The organism is Streptococcus mitis SK1080, from assembly GCF_000220085.1.
Taxonomy (GTDB): Bacteria; Bacillota; Bacilli; order Lactobacillales; family Streptococcaceae; genus Streptococcus; species Streptococcus mitis_K.
Window position 1 is genome coordinate 1 of the sequence record NZ_AFQV01000029.1, and the last position, 26,057, is coordinate 26,057.

General features: G+C 40.7%; 23 protein-coding genes and 1 pseudogene. 4 read left to right on the plus strand and 20 right to left on the minus strand.

Going from position 1 to position 26,057, the window contains the following annotated elements:
- From HMPREF9957_RS13660 to HMPREF9957_RS11495, 3 genes are all read right to left on the minus strand, one after another.
- The coding region (locus HMPREF9957_RS13660) for an ABC transporter substrate-binding protein (RefSeq protein ID WP_255263244.1) at nucleotides 1-811 on the minus strand (811 nt) is incomplete at its 3' end.
- Nucleotides 709-1,284 (minus strand): hypothetical protein, encoded by a 576-nt coding sequence (locus HMPREF9957_RS13665; RefSeq protein WP_004242819.1) that lies wholly within the window; start codon nucleotides 1,282-1,284, stop codon nucleotides 709-711. The genes HMPREF9957_RS13665 and HMPREF9957_RS13660, both read right to left, overlap by 103 nt.
- 27 nt (nucleotides 1,285-1,311) lie before the next feature.
- Nucleotides 1,312-2,715 carry a rhamnulokinase gene (locus tag HMPREF9957_RS11495; protein WP_000388519.1) on the minus strand — a complete coding sequence of 468 codons (1,404 nt, stop codon included), beginning with the start codon at nucleotides 2,713-2,715 and terminating at the stop codon, nucleotides 1,312-1,314.
- A 175-nt stretch (nucleotides 2,716-2,890) separates the two neighbouring features.
- Here HMPREF9957_RS11495 and HMPREF9957_RS11500 point away from each other — a divergent pair, with 175 nt between their 5' ends.
- Complete coding sequence (locus HMPREF9957_RS11500) at nucleotides 2,891-3,664, plus strand: DeoR/GlpR family DNA-binding transcription regulator (RefSeq protein WP_000588541.1); 774 nt, start codon at nucleotides 2,891-2,893, stop codon at nucleotides 3,662-3,664.
- A gap of 1,514 nt (nucleotides 3,665-5,178) precedes the next feature.
- Here the strand turns inward: HMPREF9957_RS11500 and adcA are convergent.
- From adcA to HMPREF9957_RS11570, 14 genes are all read right to left on the minus strand, one after another.
- The gene (adcA, locus tag HMPREF9957_RS11505; protein WP_000724099.1) at nucleotides 5,179-6,684 is read right to left on the minus strand and encodes a zinc ABC transporter substrate-binding lipoprotein AdcA; all 1,506 of its coding nucleotides are present in this window, start codon (nucleotides 6,682-6,684) and stop codon (nucleotides 5,179-5,181) included.
- Nucleotides 6,685-6,693: 9 nt separating this feature from the next.
- Nucleotides 6,694-7,500, minus strand: coding sequence for a metal ABC transporter permease (locus HMPREF9957_RS11510; RefSeq protein ID WP_000950039.1), 807 nt, complete (start codon nucleotides 7,498-7,500; stop codon nucleotides 6,694-6,696).
- Nucleotides 7,493-8,197, minus strand: a complete 705-nt coding sequence (locus HMPREF9957_RS11515) for a metal ABC transporter ATP-binding protein (protein WP_001269496.1) — start codon at nucleotides 8,195-8,197, stop codon at nucleotides 7,493-7,495. The genes HMPREF9957_RS11510 and HMPREF9957_RS11515 overlap by 8 nt, the downstream gene beginning before the upstream one ends.
- Nucleotides 8,197-8,637, minus strand: a complete 441-nt coding sequence (gene adcR, locus HMPREF9957_RS11520) for a zinc-dependent transcriptional regulator AdcR (protein ID WP_001249308.1) — start codon at nucleotides 8,635-8,637, stop codon at nucleotides 8,197-8,199. Before adcR ends, HMPREF9957_RS11515 begins: the two co-directional genes overlap by 1 nt.
- 149 nt (nucleotides 8,638-8,786) lie before the next feature.
- Entirely contained in the window at nucleotides 8,787-10,055 is a 1,269-nt protein-coding gene (dltD, locus tag HMPREF9957_RS11525) for a D-alanyl-lipoteichoic acid biosynthesis protein DltD (RefSeq protein WP_000919832.1), read from the minus strand.
- Nucleotides 10,048-10,287: a D-alanine--poly(phosphoribitol) ligase subunit DltC gene (gene dltC / locus HMPREF9957_RS11530; protein ID WP_000351967.1), complete on the minus strand. Its 240-nt coding sequence runs from the start codon at nucleotides 10,285-10,287 to the stop codon at nucleotides 10,048-10,050. Before dltC ends, dltD begins: the two co-directional genes overlap by 8 nt.
- Nucleotides 10,288-10,300: 13 nt before the next feature.
- Nucleotides 10,301-11,545 carry a D-alanyl-lipoteichoic acid biosynthesis protein DltB gene (dltB, locus tag HMPREF9957_RS11535; protein WP_000969719.1) on the minus strand — a complete coding sequence of 415 codons (1,245 nt, stop codon included), beginning with the start codon at nucleotides 11,543-11,545 and terminating at the stop codon, nucleotides 10,301-10,303.
- Nucleotides 11,542-13,092, minus strand: coding sequence for a D-alanine--poly(phosphoribitol) ligase subunit DltA (gene dltA / locus HMPREF9957_RS11540; protein WP_004242799.1), 1,551 nt, complete (start codon nucleotides 13,090-13,092; stop codon nucleotides 11,542-11,544). Before dltA ends, dltB begins: the two co-directional genes overlap by 4 nt.
- A 20-nt stretch (nucleotides 13,093-13,112) precedes the next feature.
- The gene (locus HMPREF9957_RS11545; protein ID WP_000813667.1) at nucleotides 13,113-13,244 is read right to left on the minus strand and encodes a teichoic acid D-Ala incorporation-associated protein DltX; all 132 of its coding nucleotides are present in this window, start codon (nucleotides 13,242-13,244) and stop codon (nucleotides 13,113-13,115) included.
- Between the two features lie 310 nt (nucleotides 13,245-13,554).
- Entirely contained in the window at nucleotides 13,555-14,733 is a 1,179-nt protein-coding gene (locus HMPREF9957_RS11550; RefSeq protein ID WP_000071444.1) for a ryptide export MFS transporter, read from the minus strand.
- 150 nt (nucleotides 14,734-14,883) lie between these two features.
- Nucleotides 14,884-15,588 carry an MIP/aquaporin family protein gene (locus HMPREF9957_RS11555; protein WP_000980816.1) on the minus strand — a complete coding sequence of 235 codons (705 nt, stop codon included), beginning with the start codon at nucleotides 15,586-15,588 and terminating at the stop codon, nucleotides 14,884-14,886.
- A 69-nt stretch (nucleotides 15,589-15,657) separates the two neighbouring features.
- Nucleotides 15,658-17,484: a type 1 glycerol-3-phosphate oxidase gene (glpO, locus tag HMPREF9957_RS11560; protein WP_000395884.1), complete on the minus strand. Its 1,827-nt coding sequence runs from the start codon at nucleotides 17,482-17,484 to the stop codon at nucleotides 15,658-15,660.
- 41 nt (nucleotides 17,485-17,525) lie between these two features.
- Nucleotides 17,526-19,034, minus strand: a complete 1,509-nt coding sequence (gene glpK / locus HMPREF9957_RS11565) for a glycerol kinase GlpK (protein ID WP_000076786.1) — start codon at nucleotides 19,032-19,034, stop codon at nucleotides 17,526-17,528.
- A gap of 159 nt (nucleotides 19,035-19,193) precedes the next feature.
- Nucleotides 19,194-20,621 carry an AcpB/EbpR/MafR family transcriptional regulator gene (locus HMPREF9957_RS11570; RefSeq protein ID WP_033685866.1) on the minus strand — a complete coding sequence of 476 codons (1,428 nt, stop codon included), beginning with the start codon at nucleotides 20,619-20,621 and terminating at the stop codon, nucleotides 19,194-19,196.
- Between the two features lie 164 nt (nucleotides 20,622-20,785).
- Here HMPREF9957_RS11570 and hslO point away from each other — a divergent pair, with 164 nt between their 5' ends.
- From hslO to HMPREF9957_RS11585, 3 genes are read left to right on the plus strand one after another with little or no spacing between them, the layout of a single operon-like run.
- Nucleotides 20,786-21,658, plus strand: a complete 873-nt coding sequence (gene hslO, locus HMPREF9957_RS11575; protein WP_000357841.1) for an Hsp33 family molecular chaperone HslO — start codon at nucleotides 20,786-20,788, stop codon at nucleotides 21,656-21,658.
- Entirely contained in the window at nucleotides 21,645-22,625 is a 981-nt protein-coding gene (gene dusB, locus HMPREF9957_RS11580; protein WP_004242787.1) for a tRNA dihydrouridine synthase DusB, read from the plus strand. Before hslO ends, dusB begins: the two co-directional genes overlap by 14 nt.
- A gap of 1 nt (nucleotide 22,626) precedes the next feature.
- On the plus strand, nucleotides 22,627-23,172 hold the full coding sequence (locus HMPREF9957_RS11585; protein WP_000233709.1) for a cysteine hydrolase family protein: 546 nt from the start codon (nucleotides 22,627-22,629) through the stop codon (nucleotides 23,170-23,172).
- 171 nt (nucleotides 23,173-23,343) lie between these two features.
- Here the strand turns inward: HMPREF9957_RS11585 and HMPREF9957_RS11590 are convergent, their stop codons facing one another.
- From HMPREF9957_RS11590 to HMPREF9957_RS11600, 3 genes and pseudogenes are all read right to left on the minus strand, one after another.
- The gene (locus HMPREF9957_RS11590; RefSeq protein WP_000785866.1) at nucleotides 23,344-24,117 is read right to left on the minus strand and encodes an NUDIX domain-containing protein; all 774 of its coding nucleotides are present in this window, start codon (nucleotides 24,115-24,117) and stop codon (nucleotides 23,344-23,346) included.
- A 1-nt stretch (nucleotide 24,118) separates the two neighbouring features.
- A complete protein-coding gene (pnuC, locus tag HMPREF9957_RS11595; RefSeq protein ID WP_000736871.1) occupies nucleotides 24,119-24,898 on the minus strand; it encodes a nicotinamide riboside transporter PnuC in 780 nt (259 codons plus the stop codon).
- Nucleotides 24,899-24,907: 9 nt separating this feature from the next.
- Nucleotides 24,908-25,966 (minus strand): annotated as a pseudogene (locus HMPREF9957_RS11600) (AAA family ATPase).
- Nucleotides 25,967-26,057: the final 91 nt, after the last annotated feature.

Below are 26,057 nucleotides of genomic sequence, written 5' to 3' on the forward strand. Positions count from 1 at the left end.
TCAATGATTTCAACACATCTTGAGTAGATTTCACTTTTTGATCAACATCTACATTTTCAGCAGCACTTTCTGTCAATGCATTGATAATAGCTGTGTGTACATCGCCACCCCAAACATCACTTACAGTTGGAACAACTACTTTTGCATTCTTAACTTGAGTGATTGCTTGTCCTAAAATTTTAGTAGTAGCTTCTGAACTCTTTTCTGAAAGTTCTTTTACATTTACATTTTCATCAGAAGGATTTGCTCCTACTTTTTCAAAAATTACTTTTTGTACATCATCGCTAGTCATATATTTCAAAAACTCAAGAGCTAGTTTTTGTTTAGCTTCAGACATCTTACTTGAGATAGTGATACCACCTCCAGAAGAACTAATTGCTACACCTGCAGGATAGATTCCAGGTGCAAGACTTGGGTTCTTAGACATCTCACCAGAAGCCCACACACCATTAAAGAAGACTGCAGATTTACCTTCTTGGAAGTCTTTAGAATAAGCATTAGCATCGCCACCAGCATTCTTAGAACCATTAGCTTGAATTTCTTTCATAACCATTTTCAAAGCATCTGCAAATTCTTTAGATTCGATTCCTTCTTTTGTTAATGGTTTGTCTAATAATTTACGCCCATTTTCTGTGGTTCCTAAGACTGTATTAAACAAGCGAATAGATGGTTCTCCAGCACCAAATGCATACACTCCATCTTGCTTTCTCACAGTAGCCATTGCTTGTGTAAAATCTTCCCAAGTATTCCACTGATCAGGTGTTTTAGCACCTGCTTTTGCAAATATATCCTTGTTATACCACAAACCCATTGTAAATAACTGTTCGTGAACTGTATAAATTTTTCCATCTTTTTGGTTTGTTTATAGTTCAAACCAACATTTTTTTCAAGCTTATTTGAATCGATATATGGTTTCAAATCTAAAACAAGTTTTTGTTCAATTGCAGCTAATGATACTGCATTACCTGCTAGGTCAATCACATCTGGAAATTCACCACTAGCAACCTTGTTATTCATTACATCCTTCAAATCACCATTTATAGGAATTGGTTTAAATTCTACACCACTATCTTTATGTTCTTCTGCAAATTTATCATATAAATCTCGCATAGTCTTAGCTACAGGCCATTCATCTTCACTATGATGATACCCATGATAAAATTCTAATACTTCTTTACCAGAAGAACTTCCACCGCTTGCATCCTTAGATGTTCCACAAGCTGCTAAACCAAGGGTAGCTACTAACCCGATAACAGCGCATTTCAAAAGACTTTTTTTGTTCATGACAAAACCTCCGTTTTTTATTTTTGTTTATGATAGCTGAGGATAATAATATTGTGTATCAGCAATATTTGTCATAATATCCTTTAACCCTGTATCCTCGTTTATTTTACCTTGACTTAATAGCTGCACAACAATATTTCCCACAGCTGTAGCCTCAGTTGAACCTGTAAGAACTTCTCTACCAGTTCTATCAGCAATCATTTGATTAAAGTAACTGGCTCTAGCACCTCCTCCAATCACATATATCCTCTTATAAACCTTATGAGTTAGCCCTTCTAATAACTCTATCGTTTTCCTATACGTTTCAGCTAGGCTTTCATAAACGATCTTAAATAGTTGTCCATCTGTCCACTCTCTAGTTTCATGATGATAAGCTAGATATTCTGTCAAAGTCTTGTACATGTCAGATTCTGTTGCAAATTCAGTTGATTCAGTATCAATCAAAGGAAGATCTTCTTTTTCTTTCTCCACCATTGTTTTTATATCACCAAAAGAATATGCTTTCCCTCTTCGTTCAAATGAACGTCTTAGCTCCTCTATGATCCACAACCCTGTACAATTCTTCAGAAATGTAATCACTCCATCTTTACCGACTTCATTTGTAAATCCATAACTGAAGGATTCGGTACTAAGAACAGGTGAAGAAAGCTCCACTCCAACCAAAGACCAAGTCCCTGATGAAATAAATAAACTATCTTCTGTCTTAGGTACTGAGACAATCGCGCTTGCTGTATCATGACTACAAACATTCACAACAGGAATATCGCCTAAACCATACTCCTCTTTTATCCTTCCAAGGACATTTCCCTCTGAAACAATTTCAGGAAGTAAAGATGACTCCAATTCAAATAGTTTTAAAATATTCTGATTCCATTTTTGACTTCTCGGATCAAAGAGTTGGGTTGTTGAAGCAATGCTTTTTTCTGAAGCAAACTTACCTGTCAACAGATAATTAAACAAATCTGGCATTAAAAGAATCTTATTGGTCTTATAGAAAGAGTCAGGAGATTCTTGACGTGCCTTAAAGAGTTGAAACAAGGTATTTATCTCCATAATCTGATTTCCTGTCTCTGAATACAGTTTTTCTAATTCAGTAATTTCAGATATTTCCTTTAACACTCCCTTTGTTCTTTCATCACGATAATGAACAGGTTGTGATAACAGCTTACCTTCATTATCAATAAGTCCAAAATCAACTCCCCATGTATCAATACCGACAGATAAAATCTTGTAACTAGTATTAGCCAAGCGGATGCTTTCAAGAATTTTAGCTAGTAGAAAGTCAGCATCCCAAGATAAATGCCCTTTTACTCTAATAGGTAGATTAGAAAAGCGATTTATTTCTTCCATTACTAGTTTATTTTCAGAAAGGTAACCAACGATTGCTCTTCCAGAAGTCGCACCTAAATCTATTGCTAAAACCGCTTCCATTTTTCTTCTCTCTTCGTCCTTGATTAAGTTTATTATAATCCCCACATTTTATTTTTTCAATATGTGAACGCTTACTTGAATAAAATTCATACGTTTGCGCCATAAACATAAAAATAATTCAAATTCCTTCAATTTGTGCTATAATATAGTTGAGATGATAAATTAGGAGGAGCTTATGATAAAAGATGAACGTATACTTGAATTGATTGAAATTATCAAAAAGAAAAAAAGAATTGCCGTAAAAGAGTTGGCAGAAATCACTTTCTCCAGCACAAGTACCTTACGTCGTGATTTAATTTTCTTAGAAAATCAAGGTCTTATCAAAAGAAAGCACGGATACGTGACCTTGTCCTCCATGAATACAATTGAACTTTCCCATCAAATACGTGAAGGAGAAAGTACTAGGCAAAAAAGATTAATCGCTAGTCTCGCTAAAGACTTTATTCGGTCAGGTATGTGTATCTATCTGGATTCTAGTACTACTACCTACGAACTTTGTCCCTATCTTTCTGAACTTGATAATTTGATTATTTTTACAAATGGTTTACATACTGCACAAACCCTATCTGAAACTGTTAAAGATAGCTCCAAAATCTTTATCACATCTGGCGAGGTCAAACATCAATCCTGTTCCGTAGTCAACTATGATAAGGAAAATTCTTTATTAGATCATTTTAATATCGATTTGGCTTTTTGTTCAGCAAGAGGTATTGATGATCAATATGTTTATGAAGCTTCTCTCAGCCAAGCTATTTCAAAAAAGAATATTATTGATAAAGCCCATGAAACTATCTTACTGATTGATAGTTCTAAATTTTACAAGACTGGATTTTTTAAAATTAATCCGCTCTCTAAATATACAACCTTTATTTCTGACATCTTGCCAGATCAAAAATTATTAGACGCAGTAGAATTATTTGATGGAGAATGGGTTTCTGATATTCAATGAAAATCAAATAGGAAGCTAGTCTCAGGTTGCTCAAAGTACAGATTTGAAAATTGATCAAGTCAGCTCGAAACACTGTTTTGAGGTTGTAGATAGAACTGACAAAGTCAAGTCCCCCATAGACACGGCAAGACGAAGCTGATATGATGTGAAGAGATTTTCGAAGAATATTCGTTCTGTCTGCTGACTTATCTACAAATACTCGCCACATGACATTATTTTCTCAGCAACCCCAAAAACAGAAGCTGGGCAAATACCCAATTTCAGGAGAAAATGGAGTAAATCTTCCCACAATAAAACGCATAGTATCAAGTTTTTACACACCTGATATTATGCGTTTTTCTGATTTTAAAGACTTTGTCGCCTAGACCCTATATTTCAAGAATTAAGTGACCTTGATGATCTGAATGTAGTGTGATATACTATTTTGTCATCGGTTACCGATTACGTTCCTTACGGTTCGTGAGAGGAGGTGAAACTAATGAACCTTATCATAGAGCTCGCTCTTACTATTATAGCGGATGTTATAGCTGGAATTATCTTGTATTTCGTCTGCAGATGGCTAGATAGTAAGGAGTAGACCGACTGACTAGCCTATCAACACCCGTTAAATCGCTAAGATACGTCAAAAAAGCCCTTAACTACGGCAATAGTTAAGGGCTTTGGTGTTCTAATGAACCTTATCAATTAACTATATTCTAGCATATAAGTCCTAATATTTCAAGCATTAAGTAAGGTTGATGGTCTAAATTTATTGTGGTATACTATTTTGGTCATCGGTTACCGATTACGTTCCTATGGGTTCGTGAGAGGAGGTGAAACTAATGAGCCTTATACCTGAGCTTGCTCTTACTATTATAGCGGACGTCATCGCAGGAATTATCTTGTATTTCGTTTGCAAATGGCTAGATGGTAAGAAGTAGACCGACTGACTAGCCTATCAACACCCGTTAAATCGCTAAGATACGTCAAAAAGCCCTTAACTATCGCACTAGTTAGGGGCTTTGGTGTTCTAATGAACCTTATACACTAACTACATTCTAGCATATAAGTCCTAATATTTCAAGCATTAAGTGAGGTTGATGATATAAATTTATTGTGGTATACTATTTTTGTCATCGGTTACCGATTACGTTCCTTACGGTTCGTGAAAGGAGGTGAAACTAATGAGCCTTATCCCAGAGCTCGCTCTTACTATTATAGCAGACGTCATAGCTGGAATCATCTTGTATTTCGTTTGCAAATGGCTAGATGGTAAGAAGTAGACCGACTGACTAGCCTATCAACACCCGTTAAATCGCTAAGATACGTCAAAAAAGCCCTTAACTATCGCAGTAGTTAGGGGCTTTGGTGTTCTAATGAACCTTATCCATTAACTACATTCTAGCATATAAACCCAGATATTTCAAGAGTTTTATTTATTTTTTCAGGTTCCCTTAGTTCTGAAAGATCTATAATGAAGTTAGCCATCTAGTATCAAAAAACCGACTAGCTCTTATGAACTAGTCGATTTCTCATCAATGCGCCAACATTTCTTGGGCGATTTCTTGGCCAGATAGGTTATCTGGGTAGTAGGTTGGCCAGTTGTCCATTTCTTCAAAGAGGGCTTCTTGGCTTGTGCCTCCAAAGAAGATATGGAAATGTTCTGCCTTAACTGGGGCGATATTGTGGTCACTAAACTGAACATACTTGAATTGTCCAGCGTCCGCATCTGTAGCTTCAAAGAGGAAACGCACGCCACGATTGCCTTTCTTGTAAGTCAAAATTTTCTTACCGACATACTTGTAAGTGTATTTCTTGCTTTGTCCACCTTGAACAAATTCCATAGTATTATCAGTAATATTAATCTTAGTCACATCTGTCTGATAGCCTTTTGTATAGTAAGCCTTGTACTCAGCCTGGGTCATCTTACCAGTCAACTTAGCCTTGTAGTCAAAGACTTGGTCAAACGTGCCGTCTTCAAGGAAAGGATAAACTGATTGCCAGTTACCTGCATAGTCACTCAAGGTGCGGTCCTTGACAGCTACATCCTCGAAGTAACCATTTTGGACTGTCTTGGTATCCTCTGCCTTTTCAGGCTCAATTGCTGGGCCTTCTTGGTCCGTTGTTTGTTTCAAAGCCTTGAGGTTTTTCTCCATGATAGAGATGTAGTTTTCTCCAGCCTTGGTGTCCTCTTCTGTCAGACTTTCTAAAGGATTGAGGACATCTGTTTTGACACCTGCCTCTTTTGAAAGTGTGTTAGCAAGGGTCTGTGAGGCATTTTCTTCAAAGTAGATATAGGCAATTTTATTTTTCTTGACATACTCTGTCAATTCTGCCAAACGTGCAGCTGATGGTTCTGCATCTGGAGAGAGGCCTGAGATTGCGACTTGTTTGAGTCCATAGTCCAAAGCAAGGTAGTTAAAGGCTGCGTGCTGAGTCACAAAGCTCTTTTGTTTGGCTTGAGACAAGCCTTCTGCGTAAGCCTTATCCAAGGCTTGTAATTTTTCGATATAGGCAGATGCGTTCTTTTCAAAGGTCTCTTTTTTATCAGGATAATCTGCTGACAAGCTATCACGGATGTGCTCTACTAGTTTAATGGCACGGACTGGTGATAACCAAACATGGGGGTCAAACTCATGGTGATGACCTTCTTCTCCATGGTCATGGTCTCCCTCTTCTTCCTCACCACCTGGCAAGAGCAACATATCACCTGTCGCCTTGATAGTTTTCACCTTTTTCTTATCCAAAGTATCTAGCAATTTAGGTACCCATGTTTCCATGTTTTCATTTTCATAAACGAAGGTATCTGCGTCTTGGATTTTAGCAACTGCCTTGGCAGACGGTTCGTATTCATGGGGTTCTGTACCAGCACCGATGAGAAGTTCTACATTAGCAGTATCTCCTGCTACTTGCTTGGTAAATTCATAGACAGGGTAAAAGGTTGTCACGATATTGAGTTTGCCATCTGCCTGTTTTTGATTGGAACAAGCCACTAAAAACAAGGTACATAGACTGGCTAGTAATAAGCTAATTTTTTTCATGTTCTTCTCCTATTTGATAAAACGTCTTACTAAACTGATTAGCAAGAAAACAGTTACAAAAATAATAGTAATACTTGCACTTGCAGGTGTTTCTGCATAGTAGGAAATGTAAAGTCCTGCCACCATTCCCAAAAATCCAATAGCACTGGCAAGCAGCATAACCGATTTAAAATTTTTCCCCAGACGCAGGGCAATACTAGCTGGCAAGACCATAATGGTCGATACCAGAAGAGCTCCCGCAGCAGGAATCATAAGGGCAATGGCCACCCCTGTCACCATGTTAAAAAGAATAGACATGGTACGAACGGGCAAGCCATCCACAAAGGCCGTATCCTCATCAAAGGTCAGAATATACATTGGACGAAGGAAGAGGAAGGTCAAAATCAAGACAACCGCCGCAATGACAAAGAGGGAAAGCACCTGCTCCTCACTGATCGTCACGATGGAACCAAAAAGATACTGGTCCAAACTCATAGAACTAGAGCTTTTCCCCTTGCTCATGACAATCAGAGAAACAGCCAGACCTGTTGACATGAGGATAGCTGTCCCGATTTCCATAAAGCTCTTATAAACCGTACGGAGATACTCCAGGAAGACTGCCGCAATCAAGACAATGGCAATAGTAGAAACAGTTGGAGAAATCCCTAGGACTAGACCAAAAGCTACACCCGAAAGCGAGACGTGGCTGAGGGTATCACTCATCAAACTCTGACGGCGCAAGATAAGGAAGGTTCCCAATACTGGCGAGAAAAGACTCATGGCAATAACAGCCAGAAAGGCACGTTGCATAAAGTCATAAGATAACAAACTAAGCATGGCCTACCTCCTGATCATTCTCATGAACGTTGAAACAACGCCATGGCGAGTCTTGGTTACGGACTAGATGAATATTGCGGTCCGCATAGTCCTTAACTTCTTCAGGATCATGGGTAATCATCAAAACAGCCTTGCCGTGATGGTGGGCACTGTGGTGCATGAGTTCGTAAAATTCATTTTTACTTCCTGCATCCATCCCCGTTGTCGGCTCATCTAGGATAAACACATCTGGGTCAGAAGCAAACATACGCGCAATCACCGCTCGTTGCTTTTGCCCCCCAGATAGAGAACCCAAGCGTTTATCTCGGTGTTCCCACATGCCAACTGAGTCCAGACTAGCCTTGATATGCTCCTCATCATGAGCATTCAAGCGACGGAACCAGCCTTTTCGCGGATAGCGACCCGACTTGACAAATTCATAAACCGTACTTGGAAAACCTGCATTAAAACTGGCAATCTGTTGAGGAAGGTAAGCTATTCTCAATTTCTTACCCTGCGTATTTGTCTTTGAAATGGTCACCTTACCTATGCGTGGTTGGAGGATACCAAGACTGGCCTTGATGAGTGTCGTCTTAGCTGCCCCATTCTCCCCTGTCAAGGTAACAAACTCCCCACTATCAACACTATAATTGATATGTTCAAGAACGGGCTCCTTATCATAATAGAAGGATAAATCCTCTACCGTAATGTATCTCATTATTTGATTTCTCCTACTAAAGCAGTCAAAAACCGCTGAATCACTTTTTGTTCATTTGGAGTAAACTGAGTCGCCACTTGTTCATAGGTTAAAAGTGTATGCTCATGGTGATGATGATGCTCCTCAGCGATTGGACGAGCCAAGTCAGTCAACTGATAAAAAATCACACGCGCATCCTTAGGATCTTTAGACGTTTCCAACATCCCTTCCTTGACCAAAGACTTAATGGCCTTGGTAACTGCCGCCTGACTGACATTGAGGCGACGCGCCAACTCTGAATTTGTTAAAGATTCCTCTGACAAGAGCATGAGAATGTGCTCCTGGGTATTAGTCAGGGCCACCTCGCTAGTGCAATGACCTATTAGGATTTCATGTTGGTTTTCCGCCTGCAAAATTACCTCATTCAAAAAGGCATCAATATCCTTCGCTAGCTGTCTCATATCTGACTCCTTTCCTTCTGGACTTTTCTTTTTTAAGACAAAAATACTATTCTGTAGAATTTTATTTACCAGTTAATTATATCACAAGCAAAAAAAGAGTCAAGAAAAAACGTAAAAATCGGCTTTATTCTTGAACTCTTCTATATTATCTATTGAAATTCTTTGACATCTCCATCATAAGTCGCCCAATCTTTGCTGAAAAAGCGCTCATTCAGATGGTAAGTCGGAGCTGGTGTGGGATTGGATAGGAAAGGATCAACTGCCTTGTCAAAAGCCAACCAACCCAACCAACCAAGGTGAATGGTGTCCTTCATAAAGAAAGGCTCCCCGCCGTCCTTAGAAAAATCTGCTATATTGGTAAACCCTTGACTTTCTAACTGGTAGCGAATCTTCTGCACCGTTTGTTGGTACATTTCCTCTCGTAGACCAGCATAGTCCATCCATTTTTTATTAACAGGTGGAATGATAAAAATCGGGTTTACCTTGGATTTAGAAAACTGTGTTAAAACCAACTGCAAGTCATTATACTCTGGCGACTTGAGATAGGTAAAGCTTTTCTGAGAATCCTTTAATTTCTTCAAATCCTTCTTGATCTGCTTATTATAGAAATCATTCTCCATTCCCAGATCATTATTGGAAGTATTTTTTTCAGCATCTGCTTTGACAACATCTTCTATTGCTTGATAAGAAAACTGGTCTGGCAAGGTCTTTAAATACTTAGCTACATGCTTCTCGTAGTTGATATAGCCTCTAACCGAAAACTGACCAAAAAAGGAAGCTTGGCGCTCATTAAAACGAGCCAATAATTCAATCATTTCATTGTCTGCCGTCGACAATTCTTCTTTACTTGCCAACTTCTGAACCAGATCCTTCATAGCTACGTTTGGAAACTGCTGCAGCAAGCGAGTCGCTGCATATTGACTAGCCTGATCTCCAGATTGATGTTCCAGAAAACTAGTCAACTGGTCTCCATTAAAATACTGCTGAAAAGCTGCTGGCTCATAGCCATTTTTACTGAACCACTGAGGTGAGATAACATACACAACTTGTTTATTCTCCAGTTGTGGCAACATCTGTTGCATTCCAAAATACTGGTTAAGCGATGCAGCTCCCCTCTGTCCTAAAAGATAGGGACGATAAGAGCGATTGTATTTCTCAGCTAATACCGCAGGATGAGCACCGTCAAAACGAAGCCATTCACTAGAGCCAAAGAAGGGAACAAAATGCATATTTGAATCAGATAGTGCTCTGACTTTTTGACTTCGCTCCTTAAAACTATCGATAGTAGTAGCCACCGCCGAACGCTTTTCAGCTCCTAGATTATGACGCATCTCAGTAGGATAAAAGAAAATGAGCAGAAAAACCAACAAACCAGCTATCAAGACCGGTCCGAAGATTATCCATAAGCGTTTAAGCATTTTGTAGCTCCACAATACCAGCTATGATTTTATTAGCTGTATTCCAGTCGTCGCGACCAAACTCTGTCACAGGGACACGAATGTCAAAACGGTTTTCAATCTCAACAATCAATTCAACCGTTCCCATACTATCCAAGACACCTGCATCAAAAAGATCTTCATCCATCATGTCAGAAACATCTTCCATAAATAACTCATCAATAATTTCGATAACTTCTGATTTGATATCCATATTTTATTTCCTTTTATTTTTTAAACCATAGATCATTCAAGAATCCAGAAAAGATTAAGAATGACAGCATGACGACATGGAAAGTGATAACCATGCCAAGCAACTGAATCCAGCGATTCTCAGGTAGAGCAGCTTTCCCTGCTTTTTTCCGTTCCTTATTGAGCGTTTTTTTCTTACGAACCCAAGCGTCATTGATGACCAGCCCAATCCCATGAAAGAGTCCATAGGCGATGTAGTACCAGGTCACACCGTGCCAAAATCCCATAATCAGCATATTGACAACGTAGGCCACACTTGAGGTTACATTACGATTTTTAAAGACCTTCTTTCTGGTCAATACCATGACCATTCGCATAAAGACAAAGTCACGGAACCAGAAAGAGAGACTCATATGCCAACGATTCCAAAATTCCTTTAAATCCCTTGATAAAAAGGGCTTGTTAAAGTTGATAGGGCTACGAATTCCCATCAAATTTGAAATGGCTAAGGCAAACATAGAGTAACCTGCAAAGTCAAAGAAAAGTTCCAGACCAAAGGTATACATGACTGCCAAGGCATAGAGGTTAAAGAAACCACCTGACTGCAAGGCTAGATTCTTCAGAGGAGGCAACAAGGTTTCTCCTAAAACATGAGCTAGGATAAACTTATACAAAAATCCCCACATGATATAGCGAACAAATTCATCCAGCATATCCATCAACTCATCCCGCTCAGGAATGGTCTGATAATTTTCATTAAAACGCTTAAAGCGATCGATTGGACCACTTGAAAAAGTCGGCATAAAGAGAAGAAAACGGAGGAATTCCCTGAGGGTAAAATCCTTAATCACTCCATCTCTCAACTCAATGATAATCCCAACCGAACGAAAGGTCAGGTAAGAAATTCCCAAGAACCCAAGCAAAGACTGCGTTCCATTGATAGCCGGCTGCACCTTGACAAAGATAATCGGAAGGAGGGACAGAAAACTAACGAGGTAGAAGACCCACTTGCCATCCTTGTTTTTTCGATAATGCTTGTAGAAAAGCAGGAGCAATATTTCCCAGCAAAGGTAAATACCCAAGGCAGCCAACTGATTGGTCTTCCCACCTACCAACATGGTGACGATAAAGAAGAGACTTACCAGCACTTCATACCAGGCAAAGCGTTTCTTGAAAAAGAGACCGATAAAGATGGGCAAGGTTGCAGCAATCACATAGACAAAATACTGAGGATTGCCATATGGCTCTAAATGAGGAAGCTGTTGAAAAAACTCCATCATCTCTTATTCACCTCGTTAATCAATCCTTTGATGTCAATCTTTCCATTTGGAGTCAGTGGCAAACTGTCTCGGTAAAGGAATTTAGACGGCATCATATAGGACATCATGATGTCTGTCAAATCTTCCTTGATGGCCTTGGTAATATCGATATCTCGCTCAAACTGCTCACGAACACCATCTTTTAAGATGACATAGGCCAATAGATTTTGCACCTTGTGGTCCTTGTTATAACGCGGTACTGCAACAGCAGACTCGATATAGCGAGACTTGTTGAGGTTTTGAGAGACATCTTCTAACTCAATGCGGTAACCGTTGAACTTAATTTGGAAGTCCATGCGTCCACCGTAGAGAAGCAAGCCCTCATCTGTCATGGTTCCCACATCGCCTGTGTGGTAGGCTGGCAGTCCTTCAAACTCAAAGAAAGCTTCTGCCGTTTTTTCAGGATTGTTCATATAGCCTTTTGAAACAGCTGGCCCAGAAACAATGATTTCTCCCTGTTCGCCATTTGGCAATTTATTGCCTTCCTCGTCAATGATAAAGGTTGGAGAGTCAGCCTTGGTATAGCCGATTGGTAGGCGTTTGAGAGTCGCTAGCATCTCATCTGTCACGGCAACTGCTGACAGGGCCACTGTCGCTTCTGTTGGACCGTAGGCATTGATAATACGGGCATTTGGGAAACGCTCGCGCAGTTTTTGAGCTGTTTTAACCGTCAATTCTTCGCCATCAAAGTAGAAATGCGTGATTCCAGGCATTTTCTCACTGTTGAAGTCTTCAGACAACATGGCCATATCCGCAAAAGAAGGGGTTGATGTCCAGATAGCAATCGGCAATGAAAAGATGGTCGCAAAGAGTTGCTTAAAGTCCTGAGTAATGGCAGATGGAAGAGCGAAAAGCGTACCACCCAGTGCCAAGGTCGGTGCCCAGTACATGACAGACAGGTCAAAAGAATAAGGTGGCTGAGCCAGCATTTGCGGACGACTTGGCGTCGCAAATTCCTTGTCCGTAATCATCCAATTGGTAAAGCTGAGGAGGTTATCATGGGAAATCTGCACTCCCTTTGGCTTACCAGTCGTACCAGAAGTAAAGATGATGTAGTAATTATCATCGCCCTTGACTGGATGCGTGATCTCATAGCTTGTCCCTTGAGCAAAGGCTTCTTGAACCTGAGCTAGAGTCATCATTGGCGTAGAAACCTGCTCCAATGGAAAGTCTGAGATGGCAATAATCAAGCTTGGCTCTGCTACTTCTAAAATAGCTGAAACTCGCTCCAAGGCCGAATGGCTATCAATTGGAATGTAGGCATGACCTGACTTAGTCAAGGATACAAAAGTTGCCAACATTTCATACTCTTGACCACCAAAAACGACCACAGGAGACTTCTCTGGCAAGCCTAGTTGGTCAATGGCTGTAGCCAAACTATCCGAATCAGCCTTCAAATCGCCATAAGTGTGTTCCTGCCCCAAAACATTGTAAACAGGATAGCTAGGCTGTGTCTGAGCAAAATGCTCAATGGTTTCAATCATATCTACTATTGGTTTATTTGACACAATAGGGATTCTCCTTCAAGTTAAAATTCATTATAGATAAAGCTTCCTTGACCCTGGCCAAGATAGCTAAAGAAGTAAAGCAGCCCTAGAAAGATAAGAAAATACAAGGCTGTCCGACCAAGAAAGAGGTACAATTCTTTTCTCTGTTTCATCAAGAAAAACCATTCATTTCTGTAATTTTTGTTAAATAAGATGAACTCTTACTATAGTATTTTTCTACCATTGTACCATTTTTTAGGGTAATTTTTCAATTGTTTACCGTACATTTTCACTGCATTTAAGCTAATTTTAAAGATTATGCAGTTTTTCTATGAATATTTCAAATAGAGTGTTCCTGGGCAAAAACTCAATTTTAGGAGAAAATGAAGTAAATCTTTCCATAATAAAACGCACAATATCAAGTTTTTTCAACACCTGATACTATGCGCTTTTCTAATTTTTCAAGACTTTTTAACCAGTCTCTCATTTAAAATAATCTCGTCTGATATAAATTAAAATAGCTTCTATCATCAGACAAATGGCTGATAGCCAAAAACTGATGCTAATACCAAAAGTCTCAGTAATATAGCTCATTAGCAAAACAAATACTGAAAATGCTAATGTCGAAATCACTTCAAGAACGGAATAGACATTAACCAAATGATTTTCCTCTACTGTTTCCTGAAGAAATACACTTTCAGGAACTTCTTTTAGTTGCGATAACATACCAACTAAAGCTGAAAATAATAAAAACATCTGTGCGTTTGGAAAATATAGAATAGTCAGTGTCACTATTGCCATAGCTACAAGAGGAAAAAGAATACTTTCCCATTTAGCAGCAAGGAACTTTTCAGATAGCCTAAAAGCAATTAAGCCACTAATTATAATACCAATAGAGTATGCTGTATTAGAATATCCCCAGTAACTTTCCGTTTTATTTAATAACTCAGTTACAAAAACAAGTATAATGGAAGAAACCCAAATCGTATTTGAAAAAATTTCCAATAAATTTGCTGATACAAAAAGTCTTAATCTAGGATCTCTAGCAACTAACTTCCAACCTTTGAGCAAAATTTCAAGATTAGTTTCTGACTCTAACACCTCCACTTCAGCGTTAGGAAGAAATAACATCAAAAAGCTAGAAATGATATAAAATATTAAAATGATAAACGTGGTAGGTAACAGATCAATTGTTGCAAATAAGAGTCCACCCAATCCCCAACCCACTAACTGAACAGCTTCACCAGTCATTGACAAGGCTGAATTAGCCTTACCCAAATCGGTCGCATAGCGTGGCACAATAGCATAGGAAACAGGTGCTGCAAAACCATCTAATATTGAAATTGCAACAACAAATAGATAGGTCACCAAAGGCGCTACTGATTGCATTAGTATAAACATCCCTACCAGTATCGCCAATAATATGGTCTTTCCAAATTGAGATAAAGATAAAACCCTATTTAGCGCTATCCTTTTAGTAACTAAAGGAACTAAAAGACTCGCAACAAAAGAGGATATCCCTATTAAAATGGGAACTAGTGACGTGGCAATTACTGATTTTGAAATAATGTATATGTTAGCAATGATTGTTACTCTAAAGAAAATATCTGCTAAATTTGCAAACAATTGAGAGACTAACAACTTGATAAATGAATTAGACATATAGCTCTCCCATCTTAGTTACCAACTTTAGAATTAAAATTTGATTTTTAATATTTTAGCATAAAATAGCAGAAAACAAAAGTGAGATTTTTCACATAAAAAAGCCTGAGATTTTCATCCCAAGCTCTATCAACATAGTTGTTTTCCAAATTAGAAAAGTGAGAATACAAGCACGGCCAAGGCTGCACCAATAACAGGTCCCACAACAGGAATCCAAGCATAAGACCAGTCTCCGTCTCCCTTGTTTGAAATTGGAAGGATACTGTGCATGATACGAGGTCCAAGGTCACGCGCAGGGTTCAAGGCATAGCCTGTTGTCCCACCAAGTGACAGACCGATACCGACAATCAAAGTCCCCACCGCAAAGGTTCCGATACCTGCCTGAAAATCGTAAAGACCCAAAGCAAAGATTGTCAAGACCAATACAAAAGTTCCAAGGATTTCGCTTATCAAGTTTGATACTGTATCTTTGATGGCTGGTCCTGTGCTGAAAGTAGCCAAAATATTTCCTGCATTTTCTTCTGCCTCATAATGCGGTTTGAATTGCAACCAAACCAAAATCTGACCGAGCATAGCCCCTGCGAACTGGGCTAAGATATAAGGGAAAACGGAAGCCCAAGGTAAGTCACCTTTCAAGGCCACACCGATGGTCACAGCTGGGTTTAAATGAGCTGGACTGAGCTTGCCAGATACAAATACTGCAACCGCAACTGCAATCCCCCAACCCATAGTAATCACAATCCAACCTGAGCTGTTGCTCTTGGTTTTTGGAAGAACCACACCTGCAACAACACCATTTCCTAGAAGAATCAGGATTAAAGTCCCTAGAAATTCTCCAAATAATTCATTCATCATCTTTCTGTCTCCATTAAAAAGAAGGGGCGGGCGACAAGGATTCCTGCCCTCCACCTCTTTTATTTTTTCTTAATTTTTTAATTCTGCTAAATCGTTGTTAGCAAGAGCTACTTCTACATCCGCACGGTAGGCTGCTTTTTCTTCTTCTGACCAGTCATAGAATCGTCCCATTTCATCCAATACTGGCTCAACGATGCTATCCAAACTATCACGCATAAAGAGCATGTGGTTGGTACGACGAAGAAGGAAGTCAACTGGGCTCAGAGCCAACTCGTTGCGCATTGCATAGTGAAGGGACAAGGTATCTGCCAAGCTGAGGCCTGGCGCTTGTTCCAAACTATGAGCAAGGGCAAAGACCTTCGGTGCATTTGAACCGTAAAGATTTGCTAGGTAATGGGCTTCCTTGCTATCCAAACCACGTGACACTCCAAGTTGCGCAAAGGCTTCGATTTCTGAGTCCACATTTGCTGGGTTCAATTCTCCACCTGAAACAGGGTAAGTCTTAGAATTGATGAGTTTAAAGCTACGGTCAAATTCTGCTTTGAGGATGTCAACCACACGCTCCATAGCTCCTTCAGCCATCTTACGGTAGTCTGTGATTTTACCACCAGCAAGGGTCAAGAGACCATTATCATCTCGGTCCAAGCTCGAACCACGTGAAACTGCAGATGGGTCCAAATGTTTCTCAGAAGTACTGCTTTCAAGCTTGCTGACAGCAGACTCAACATCTTCACGAGTTTTTTCTTTAGAGAGGTAAGACTCAACAGTCGCAATCAAGTTGTTAAAGCTTTCATCACTGATTGTACCGTTATTTCCTCCATTGTAGTCAGAAGCGCTATTGCCTGCGATCAATGGACGAAGACCTGCCCAGCTACTTTCGATATCATCAATGGTAATGTTCGCTTCTGGGAAGCGGTTGTTGACAATACCAAGTAGGTAATCTACATCTTCCTGCGTCACTTTTGGATGTTCCAAATCACCTGTGTAGTCTGTATCAGTTGTACCAAAGTAAGTCTTGTTTTCACGTGGGAGAACAAAGACCATACGACCGTCACCCAAACCTGTGTCAAAGTAAACTGGCTGTGACACCTTGATCTTGCTTGAATCCACGACTAGGTGAACTCCCTTAGTTGGACGCATTTGTGAGAATTGGGTTCCCTTATTAGACAAATTGCGTACCTTATCACTCCAAGGACCTGTTGTGTTAATCACCAGACGGGCCTTGATTTCAAAGACTTGGTCTGTCAAGAGATCACGAGCTACAACACCTGTAATCTTGCCACTTTCGTCAAATAAGAAACCTTCTGCTTTAACGTGGTTGGCAATGAGGGCACCGTCTTGGTTGGCACGTTTGATGTTTTCAATCACGAGACGTGCATCGTTGTTACGGAAGTCAAGGTAAACCCCACCTCCTACCAAACCTTCTTTCTTCAAGTTTGGCTGGCGTTCCAAGACTTCTTCTTTACTCAAAACCTTGTTTGCAGCAGGCGTATTGTTAACCCCTGCCAAAAGATCGTACAAATCCATGGCTACTTTCAGACGGAAGAGGCTAAAGGTCGCTCCATCTTCATCGTAAACTGGCAAGAGCATTGGATCTGGTTTTGGAATGTGTGGAGCAATTTGTTGTACCACTGCACGTTCTGAAACCGTATCTGATACTACTTCTACGTCAAATTGCTTAAGGTAACGAAGACCTCCGTGAACCAATTTTGTTGAACGGCTAGATGTTCCTTCTGCAAAGTCTTGCATTTCAATCAAACCAGTATCTAGACCACTAGCTGCTGCCTGCAAAGCTACACCAGCCCCTGTGATTCCTCCACCAATAATCAAGAGGTCCAGGGTACGTTCCTGCATTTTTTTAATTGATAATTCACGTGTTTTCTTTGAAAATTCCATATTTACACACTTTCTAACTAAGTCGCTTTATTCTTCCAGTATTAGTCGTCTACTTCCGCAAAGACTTGGGTTGCTTTCACAGCCTTCTTCCAGCCCTTGTAGAGTTGTTCCTTGCGAGATTCGTTCATAGATGGCTCAAAGAGTTCTCCTGTCTCGTTCAAGAGTTTCAACTCATCCAAATCCTTCCAGTAGCCTACTGACAAACCTGCTAGGAAAGCTGCCCCTAAAGCTGTTGTTTCCAAGTTTTTAGCGCGTGCGATATCGATTCCCAAAATATCAGCTTGGAACTGCATGAGGAAATTGTTCATAGCTGCACCACCGTCCACTTTCAAGACTTGGATAGCTGTCTGAGCATCCACTTGCATCGTATCGATAATATCACGCACTTGATAAGCGATAGATTGCAAAGTTGCCTTGATAAAGTCTTCTTTAGTTGTTCCACGAGTCAAACCAAAGACAGAACCGCGAGCGTTTTGGTTCCAGTATGGAGCACCTAGACCTGTAAAGGCTGGAACGACATAAACTTCATCATTGTTGTGAGAATCACGAGCGTATTTTTCAGATTCTGGTGAATTTTCAACCATGCGAAGACCGTCACGAAGCCATTGAATGGCACTTCCTGCGATGAAGATAGAACCTTCCAAGGCATAGTAAACCTTGCCGTTGATTCCGTAACCAATGGTTGTTAATAGGTTGTTCTCAGACAACTGCATCTCTTCACCAGTATTCATGATGATGAAAGAACCTGTTCCATAAGTATTCTTGACCATACCTGGTTCAAAGGCCAACTGTCCAAAGAGGGCTGCTTGTTGGTCCCCAGCCATACCTGAGATTGGCACTTCTCCACCATAGAAATGGAATGGGGCTGTCTTACCGTAGATTTCAGAGTTAGAACGAACTTCCGGAAGCATAGCCTTTGGAATGTTGAGGATTTCCAAAATCTCATCATCCCATTTAAGTTCTTTAATGTTATAAAGCATGGTACGAGCTGCATTTGAGTAGTCCGTCACGTGAGCCGCACCGTCAGTCAATTTCCAAACCAACCAAGTATCGATGGTACCAAAGAGCAATTCACCCTTTTCTGCTCGCTCTTGAGCGCCTTCGACATGGTCCAAAATCCAACGAACCTTGGTCGCAGAGAAGTAAGCATCGATGATCAAACCAGTCTTTTCATGGAATTTTTCCACATAACCTTGGCTTTTTAGTTGCTCAGCCAAAGGTGCTGTCTGGCGTGACTGCCAAACAATAGCATTGTAGATAGGGAGCCCTGTTTTCTTATCCCAGACGACAGTTGTTTCACGTTGGTTGGTAATCCCAATTGCTTCGATTTGATTTGGCTTGACACCACTTTCGATGAAAGCACCAGCAATAACTGACTGAACAGAGTTCCAAATTTCATTGGCATTGTGCTCTACCCAACCTGCCTGAGGGAAAATCTGGGTAAACTCTTTTTGACTCGAGCTAACTTTTTCTCCTTTTTTGTTGAAAATGATAGCACGAGAACTTGTAGTTCCCTGGTCAATGGCCATAATGTATTTTTCTTGTGACATGTGCTGTCCTCCTGATAAAGATCTTGAGGATGTTTCCTCTTTACAGTAACTAGTATACAAAATAAAGCGCTTTCTTGTTTATCAACTTTTTTTAATTTTTAAAAAAATGTGAGGAGATTGTGTAAATTTCACAAAAAAGACCTGGAACAACCAAGCCTTTTAAGTGAATAATAACTGACGAATCCCTGCCAAATCTTCCAAATCCAAGTCGTTTTTTAAATAATAAACTGGGGTCTGTTCCTTCTTATGAATCGGGTTATTGGTAACCAGCAAATCATAATGCCGAGTTCGGTCATAGGCTTCAATGGTGATAAAACGATTGTATTGCAAATACCGTTTTAAAATGGCTGCCATCCTTGAAAAGACAAGAAAACCAGATGTCAAATCAAGACCAATCCGCATATGTTGACCACCATTTTCAGCCATATATTCGATTAACTGCAGCCATTCCCAGAGAATCTTCTTATCCAAATCCGTCCCCTGCTGAAAAGCAGGTAAAGCATGAAAAATCTCTTCTGCGGTCTCCTTAAAATCATGTTCCATCAACAAATAAGGATGACGATTCTCTGTCTGATATCTGTACTGATCCTGTAAAATATAGCCCTTGTATAGATAGACTTGACCACAAAGCTGACTAAGTTCATAGGTGACATGGTCCTCTGTATAACCGCCTAGCAACTCCTCTTTCTTCATTTCTTGAATCAACTGTGTCAGCAAATCGGCCAACTGCCCTCCAAAACCAAGGATATATTCCATAGTATGAAGAGGAAGAATGCGATGAGATAGGAGGAAAGAGAAGAAAATCATCATCTCCCCATCCTCAGTTCCTAGAGGAAGGTGTTGTCCAGCAAAAAAGGACGGAGCCTTTCTCAGCAAACGAAGGTAGAAAATATTGTCAAAATACCCTCGCATTTTCTCTTCTATCACTTGGAACTGACAAGCATTAACCCGAAGACGCTGTTGACTGATATGAGCCCAGAGAACCAAGTCCAATTTCTGACCCGAAGACAAACTTGCACCGCAGATTTCTTCTAAAGTGGCAATCTCCTGCTTTCTCTCTGGTTTCTGCATGTGACCTTCCCATTCCTGACTGGACCAGACCTTGCGGAAAAGACAGAAATAGAAATAGCGAATCTGATGCTCTGGACCTCGCCAACGTCCATTTTGGATGGATAAGTCAAATTCTGACAAAATCTGATTCAAACTAGCTAAGTGGCGACCAAGCGTAGCCTCACTAATCATCAATTCTTGAGCCAGCTGATGGGCTAAAAACTGTTGGTGGTAGAGAAGATAAACAAGAATCTGGTATTTAACAGCATTCTCCAAAAACAGGCTCCGAATATCTCTCCCCTTGGTCGCTGCACCGATCGATAGACGCAGATTTTCATCTTCTAAGTGAATAGTCAGCTCTAAGCCACTGTCCAAAGCCTTGTCATTGAGTAGGGTGACATATTTGGTTAGGGTTGCTTTTGAAAATCCTGTTTCCTCCATTACAGCCTTGACAGTCGTCTGAGACTCTTGTAATAGAAAGGAAAGGATTGAAAATTGACCACACTCGGCTTTCTCCATCAAATCTCCTAAATACATTTGTTACCCCTTTCATTTTCTACCTTAAGCATAGCATAAATCTTACAAATGCTGAAATAATCTGTTTCTCTTTTTATTTTCCTGCTGATTTTCTGGTCCATTATCCTAAAAATCAACAAACACACGGCTCCCCCTTTGGGCATTTTTATGCTAAAATAGTAGCTATGGATAAAATTATTAAAACTATATCAGAAAGCGGAGCCTTTCGTGCTTTTGTCCTTGATAGCACAGAAACCGTCCGCACTGCTCAAGAAAAACATCAAACCCAAGCCAGCTCAACTGTAGCGCTTGGTCGAACTCTTATCGCTAGCCAGATTCTCGCAGCCAATGAAAAAGGAAATACCAAACTAACAGTTAAGGTGCTGGGATCTAGCTCTCTAGGTGCTATCATCACCGTCGCTGATACCAAGGGGAATGTCAAAGGTTACGTTCAAAATCCTGGTGTTGACATTAAAAAGACCGCAACTGGTGAAGTTCTAGTCGGACCTTTTGTTGGAAATGGTCAATTTCTCGTTATCACAGACTACGGCATTGGAAATCCTTATACTTCCTTGACCCCACTCATCTCTGGAGAGATTGGGGAAGACCTTGCTTTCTACCTAACAGAAAGCCAACAAACCCCTTCTGCAGTCGGCCTCAATGTCCTTTTGGACGAAGAAGACAAGGTTAAGGTTGCTGGTGGTTTCCTAGTTCAAGTCTTGCCGGGAGCCAAGGAAGAAGAGATTGCTCGCTTTGAAAGACGCATCCAAGAAATGCCAGCTATCTCAACCCTTCTCGAAAGTGAAGACCATATCGAAGCCCTCCTCAAAGCTATCTACGGTGACGAGGCCTACAAGCGTCTTTCTGAAGAAGAGATCCGTTTCCAATGTGACTGTAGCCATGAGCGCTTTATGAATGCTCTTGCCAGCCTTCCAAGCTCAGACTTACAGGAAATGAAAGAGGAAGACCACGGAGCAGAAATCACTTGTCAATTCTGCCAAACTACTTACAACTTTGATGAAAACGACCTGGAGGAACTCATTCGTGACAAATCTTAATACACCTTTTATGATTGGCAATGTTGAGATTCCCAATCGTACTGTTTTAGCACCTATGGCTGGTGTCACCAACTCAGCCTTTCGTACTATTGCAAAAGAGCTCGGAGCTGGACTCGTTGTCATGGAAATGGTCTCTGACAAGGGAATCCAATACAACAATGAAAAAACCTTGCATATGCTTCATATCGATGAGGGCGAAAACCCTGTTTCTATCCAATTATTTGGTAGTGATGAAGACAGCCTAGCACGCGCAGCAGAATTTATCCAAGAAAACACCAAAACCGATATCGTGGATATCAACATGGGCTGCCCTGTTAACAAAATCGTGAAGAACGAAGCTGGCGCTATGTGGCTCAAGGATCCAGACAAGATCTACTCTATTATCAACAAGGTCCAATCTGTCCTTGATATTCCACTTACTGTCAAAATGCGTACCGGCTGGGCCGACCCATCTCTGGCAGTAGAAAATGCCCTTGCTGCTGAAGCTGCAGGCGTTTCTGCCCTTGCCATGCATGGCCGTACCCGTGAACAAATGTACACAGGCCACGCAGACCTTGAGACCCTGCACAACGTAGCTCAAGCTTTGACCAAGATTCCATTCATCGCCAACGGTGACATCCGTACAGTCCAAGAAGCCAAACAGCGTATCGAAGAAGTTGGTGCTGACGCAGTCATGATTGGCCGTGCAGCCATGGGAAATCCCTACCTCTTCAACCAAATCAACCATTACTTTGAAACAGGAGAAATTCTCCCTGATTTGACCTTTGAGGACAAGATGAAAATCGCCTACGAACACTTAAAACGATTGATTAACCTCAAAGGGGAAAACGTCGCAGTTCGTGAATTCCGTGGCCTCGCTCCTCACTACCTCCGTGGAACATCTGGTGCAGCCAAACTCCGTGGAGCCATTTCACAAGCTAGCACTCTGACAGAGATTGAGGTTCTCTTGCAGTTGGATAAGGCTTAAAATGGTTCATACTGCTCTACTGATTATCGATATGCAAAAAGCATTTGATAACCCTATCTGGGGAGAACGGAACAACCCTCAAGCTGAACATCAAGCACTGAGGGTACTGGCATACTTTCGTAAACACGCTCTTCCAGTCTTACATGTTCAACACATATCTGACAATCCCCAGTCGCAATTTCATAACAAACAAAATCAGGTGTTTAAAAGTGGATTTGAGCCAGTTACTGCAGAACCTGTCTTTCAAAAAACGCTTAATAGCGCCTTCATTGGAACAAATCTTGAAACATATTTACGAAAAAATCAGATTTGTCATTTAGTCGTTGTTGGTTTGACCCTGCCTCATTGTGTATCTACTACGACACGAATGGCAGCAAATCTTGGTTTTGAAGTCACTTTACTAGCAGATGCTACTGCCAGTTTTACCCTATCTAACAAAAACGGTCAGGCCATCTCTCCTGAGACTATCCATGAGATTAATCTCCTTTCTCTACAAGATGAGTTTGCTCAAATTCTTACTACAGAAGAATTTTTAACCCAAGTATAAGTATAAAATAAGAGGCTGGGACAAAAGTCTAGCCTTAAATATAAAAAGCGAACAAAACGAGTTATCTGACACTCAGAATTCTGTCTTGTTCGCTTTTTTGTCTAATCTATCGATTTTTAAAATTTATAATAAAGAATTCCTAAAATCAAAATCTTTTTGTCCCAGACTCTTTTATTTCAATCGATAGGTTTTTCTTGGTTTCTTTTTAGGTACTCGTTTGAGTCCGACTTCTTCTACATATTCTCCGTATTTTACGAGAAAGTTATTGCTGACGATTGGACGACCGGGGTTGATAAGATTGACCAGTTCAGTTCCTTCGTAGACAGTGAACTCCTCCTCCAGCAGATAAAGGAAGGTCGGATTCCAGTCGAGACGGCCTTGGATTCGTTTGATGGATTCTTGGATAATGGCATAATGGTCAAAAGCGAAGGCTTGCTCCTCCAACTCTACTCCCTTTAAGAAGCACTTGCCTGTCTGAAAATCGACATCTACGAAAACGACATCCTTGGCATCGTCTCCTGCTTGAACAAGTTCTAATGCACGACTAGGCAAATAAACCAAGTGGGCAATGGTCACTGTCCAGCCCCGTGGGTCACGGCCTGGGGTCGATACGGTCATCAATTGCTCGATTTTTTCCAAAGGAAGATCGAGATTGACTTCTTCTCTAACCTCACGCTGACAGGCATGCGCAGCATCTTCGCCCTTGTCCATAAATCCTCCAACTAGCGCTAAACAATTTTGATAAGGGTGAGCCTTGCGACGAATTAATAAGAGCTTGATTTTTCCTTCAACAAAGCAGTAGGCTACCATATCCACCGTCACACTTGGTTTTTCGTATTGAGGGAGTTCCTGCTTGTAGTACCAGTCTAAAAACTCTTCCTGACTTGCATGGATTTCAAAATATTCTCTCTCTGTCATCCCTGCTGGAATCATCGTGTCCGCCATTTTATGCCTCCTTACGAACTGCCTTGGTCCATTGGTACCAACCTACTAGACTATTGAGTGTGTAAACCCAGTACATCCCTTGGATATGGATATTTTCACCCCACCAGAGATAGATACTAAAGAGATTGGTTGCAATCCAAAAAATCCATTGCTCACGGTAGAGACGTGTCATCAAGAGCTGACCGACACCATTGGTCGCATCGGTAACACTATCACGGAAAGGGCGAGCACTATGGATACTTTGGTAGGCCAAGCCCATACCAATCCAAATGATAGCAGTCAAAGCCAAGTACTTGAGCCAGTCAAGCACAGATAATTTCTTAGCTTCAAAATGAGATTCTTCTGCTTTTCCTTGGTCATTAATACGGTTGGACAGCCAAGCATAGAGGCCAATCGGCTGCATGACAAAGAAGTAAACTGTCGTCAAAACTTCGCCATAAAAAGTCGCATTCATGGCCAAAATCAAATAGATAGCAGAGTTAATGGCCCCAAAGAGATAATTACTTGCACGCCCTTCTGCTACCAAGATAACACAGACAATCCCAGTCCAAGATGCAAACAAGCTCATCCAGTCATGACTTTCTGTATTTTGCGTGAATTCCAAGATCAAGGGAACACTTGACAGGACGATGAGATACAACCACTGGAAAAGACTACGGCCGACAAAGAGATCTTTCCAGAGCAGGTTCATGATTCCTGCAAAACCGATCTTGCGGGCTTCCGCATGGACATTTTTAAAGTTTTCGATAAATTGTGTGATTTTTTCAGTTAATTTTTTCATAATTTTCTCCTAATCTGCTTGGTAAATGGCATCAATAGCCACTTTTGCTGTTTCATAATTTCCTAGATAATCCTCTGCTAGATAAACTAGTGGAATGTTTGCTAAGTAGCGCTCCCTCATCTGATCCAAATGTTGTGAAAAACTATGACGAATATGGTCTTCCGCCATGGTCATATCTCTAAATCCGTCATTGACATAGGAACCGACAGGTTGCACAAAGAGAATCAAGTCCCATTTCTCCTTAGCCAAGATCGAGGCAAAGAGATTATCAAAAGTCTCTCCCGATAAGTCTCCTCGATCCTCAGTCTCCATATAATAATCATAGTAGCCCTTGGTTACTAAGGAGTTGGTGTCTGCTATCACCAGTCCCCTATTGGCATTGCTGTCAATTAACTTAGAGGTCTGGTCATACTGCCCCAACAGGAGATAATAATAATCCTTTGGGGTCAATTCATCATCGCGGACATTGTTTTTGATCTGGTACTCACGTGCGTATTCCAAGCTGACTGGTGCATCGTAATACCTTGCCAAATCCTTGGCTAGAGTGGTCTTCCCATTGCTAGCACTTCCCATAATCAACACTTTCTTTGTAAACTGACGTCGGAAGGGTTGAGCAATATATTTCCAATATTTGCTTGGATTTTCTCGAATCATAGTCGCTGAGATACCAAACTTTCTTTCTTGCAAGACAGTCTCAAAGCCACGATTAGATAGTTCTTGCTGGTAGTCTGCTTCTCCCACAAAGAAAATTAGTTCTTGCTGGGTTTCATCATAGGAAATCTCTGCAAACATCTGATTCAACCACTCCTGCCAGCCCATAGGTTAACGAGGAAGATTGGTTTCATCTAATTTGCAGACAGAGGTCAACTCGTCATCACGAAATGTCTCTCGGATATAGCGGAATCTTTTTTGAAGCGTTAAGCCTACCTGCTCCCCTCTATCTCCCTCATATCCTGAAACGACAACCCAGACCCGGTCACACTGCCGCTTCGCTCGCTGGATCAGATCGATATGTCCTTGATGAAGTGGAGCAAAGGTTCCAAATACCACTGCTGTTTTCTTTTTCATAAACGCATTGCCTTTTTATAGTTTTTGATATTTTTGTTATATATGTTTTTATTATAAACTATATTTTTGTTTTGTCAATAGTTTTTTATTG

Coding starts and splice junctions, on each gene's coding strand:
- HMPREF9957_RS13665 (WP_004242819.1), bottom strand. CDS start 1,284: ATGAACAAAAAAAGTCTTTTGAAATGCGCTGTTATCGGGTTAGTAGCT.
- HMPREF9957_RS11495 (WP_000388519.1), bottom strand. CDS start 2,715: ATGGAAGCGGTTTTAGCAATAGATTTAGGTGCGACTTCTGGAAGAGCA.
- HMPREF9957_RS11500 (WP_000588541.1), top strand. CDS start 2,891: ATGATAAAAGATGAACGTATACTTGAATTGATTGAAATTATCAAAAAG.
- adcA (WP_000724099.1), bottom strand. CDS start 6,684: ATGAAAAAAATTAGCTTATTACTAGCCAGTCTATGTACCTTGTTTTTA.
- HMPREF9957_RS11510 (WP_000950039.1), bottom strand. CDS start 7,500: ATGCTTAGTTTGTTATCTTATGACTTTATGCAACGTGCCTTTCTGGCT.
- HMPREF9957_RS11515 (WP_001269496.1), bottom strand. CDS start 8,197: ATGAGATACATTACGGTAGAGGATTTATCCTTCTATTATGATAAGGAG.
- adcR (WP_001249308.1), bottom strand. CDS start 8,637: ATGAGACAGCTAGCGAAGGATATTGATGCCTTTTTGAATGAGGTAATT.
- dltD (WP_000919832.1), bottom strand. CDS start 10,055: ATGCTTAAACGCTTATGGATAATCTTCGGACCGGTCTTGATAGCTGGT.
- dltC (WP_000351967.1), bottom strand. CDS start 10,287: ATGGATATCAAATCAGAAGTTATCGAAATTATTGATGAGTTATTTATG.
- dltB (WP_000969719.1), bottom strand. CDS start 11,545: ATGATGGAGTTTTTTCAACAGCTTCCTCATTTAGAGCCATATGGCAAT.
- HMPREF9957_RS11545 (WP_000813667.1), bottom strand. CDS start 13,244: ATGAAACAGAGAAAAGAATTGTACCTCTTTCTTGGTCGGACAGCCTTG.
- HMPREF9957_RS11550 (WP_000071444.1), bottom strand. CDS start 14,733: ATGTCTAATTCATTTATCAAGTTGTTAGTCTCTCAATTGTTTGCAAAT.
- HMPREF9957_RS11555 (WP_000980816.1), bottom strand. CDS start 15,588: ATGATGAATGAATTATTTGGAGAATTTCTAGGGACTTTAATCCTGATT.
- glpO (WP_000395884.1), bottom strand. CDS start 17,484: ATGGAATTTTCAAAGAAAACACGTGAATTATCAATTAAAAAAATGCAG.
- glpK (WP_000076786.1), bottom strand. CDS start 19,034: ATGTCACAAGAAAAATACATTATGGCCATTGACCAGGGAACTACAAGT.
- HMPREF9957_RS11570 (WP_033685866.1), bottom strand. CDS start 20,621: ATGTATTTAGGAGATTTGATGGAGAAAGCCGAGTGTGGTCAATTTTCA.
- hslO (WP_000357841.1), top strand. CDS start 20,786: ATGGATAAAATTATTAAAACTATATCAGAAAGCGGAGCCTTTCGTGCT.
- HMPREF9957_RS11585 (WP_000233709.1), top strand. CDS start 22,627: ATGGTTCATACTGCTCTACTGATTATCGATATGCAAAAAGCATTTGAT.
- HMPREF9957_RS11590 (WP_000785866.1), bottom strand. CDS start 24,117: ATGGCGGACACGATGATTCCAGCAGGGATGACAGAGAGAGAATATTTT.
- pnuC (WP_000736871.1), bottom strand. CDS start 24,898: ATGAAAAAATTAACTGAAAAAATCACACAATTTATCGAAAACTTTAAA.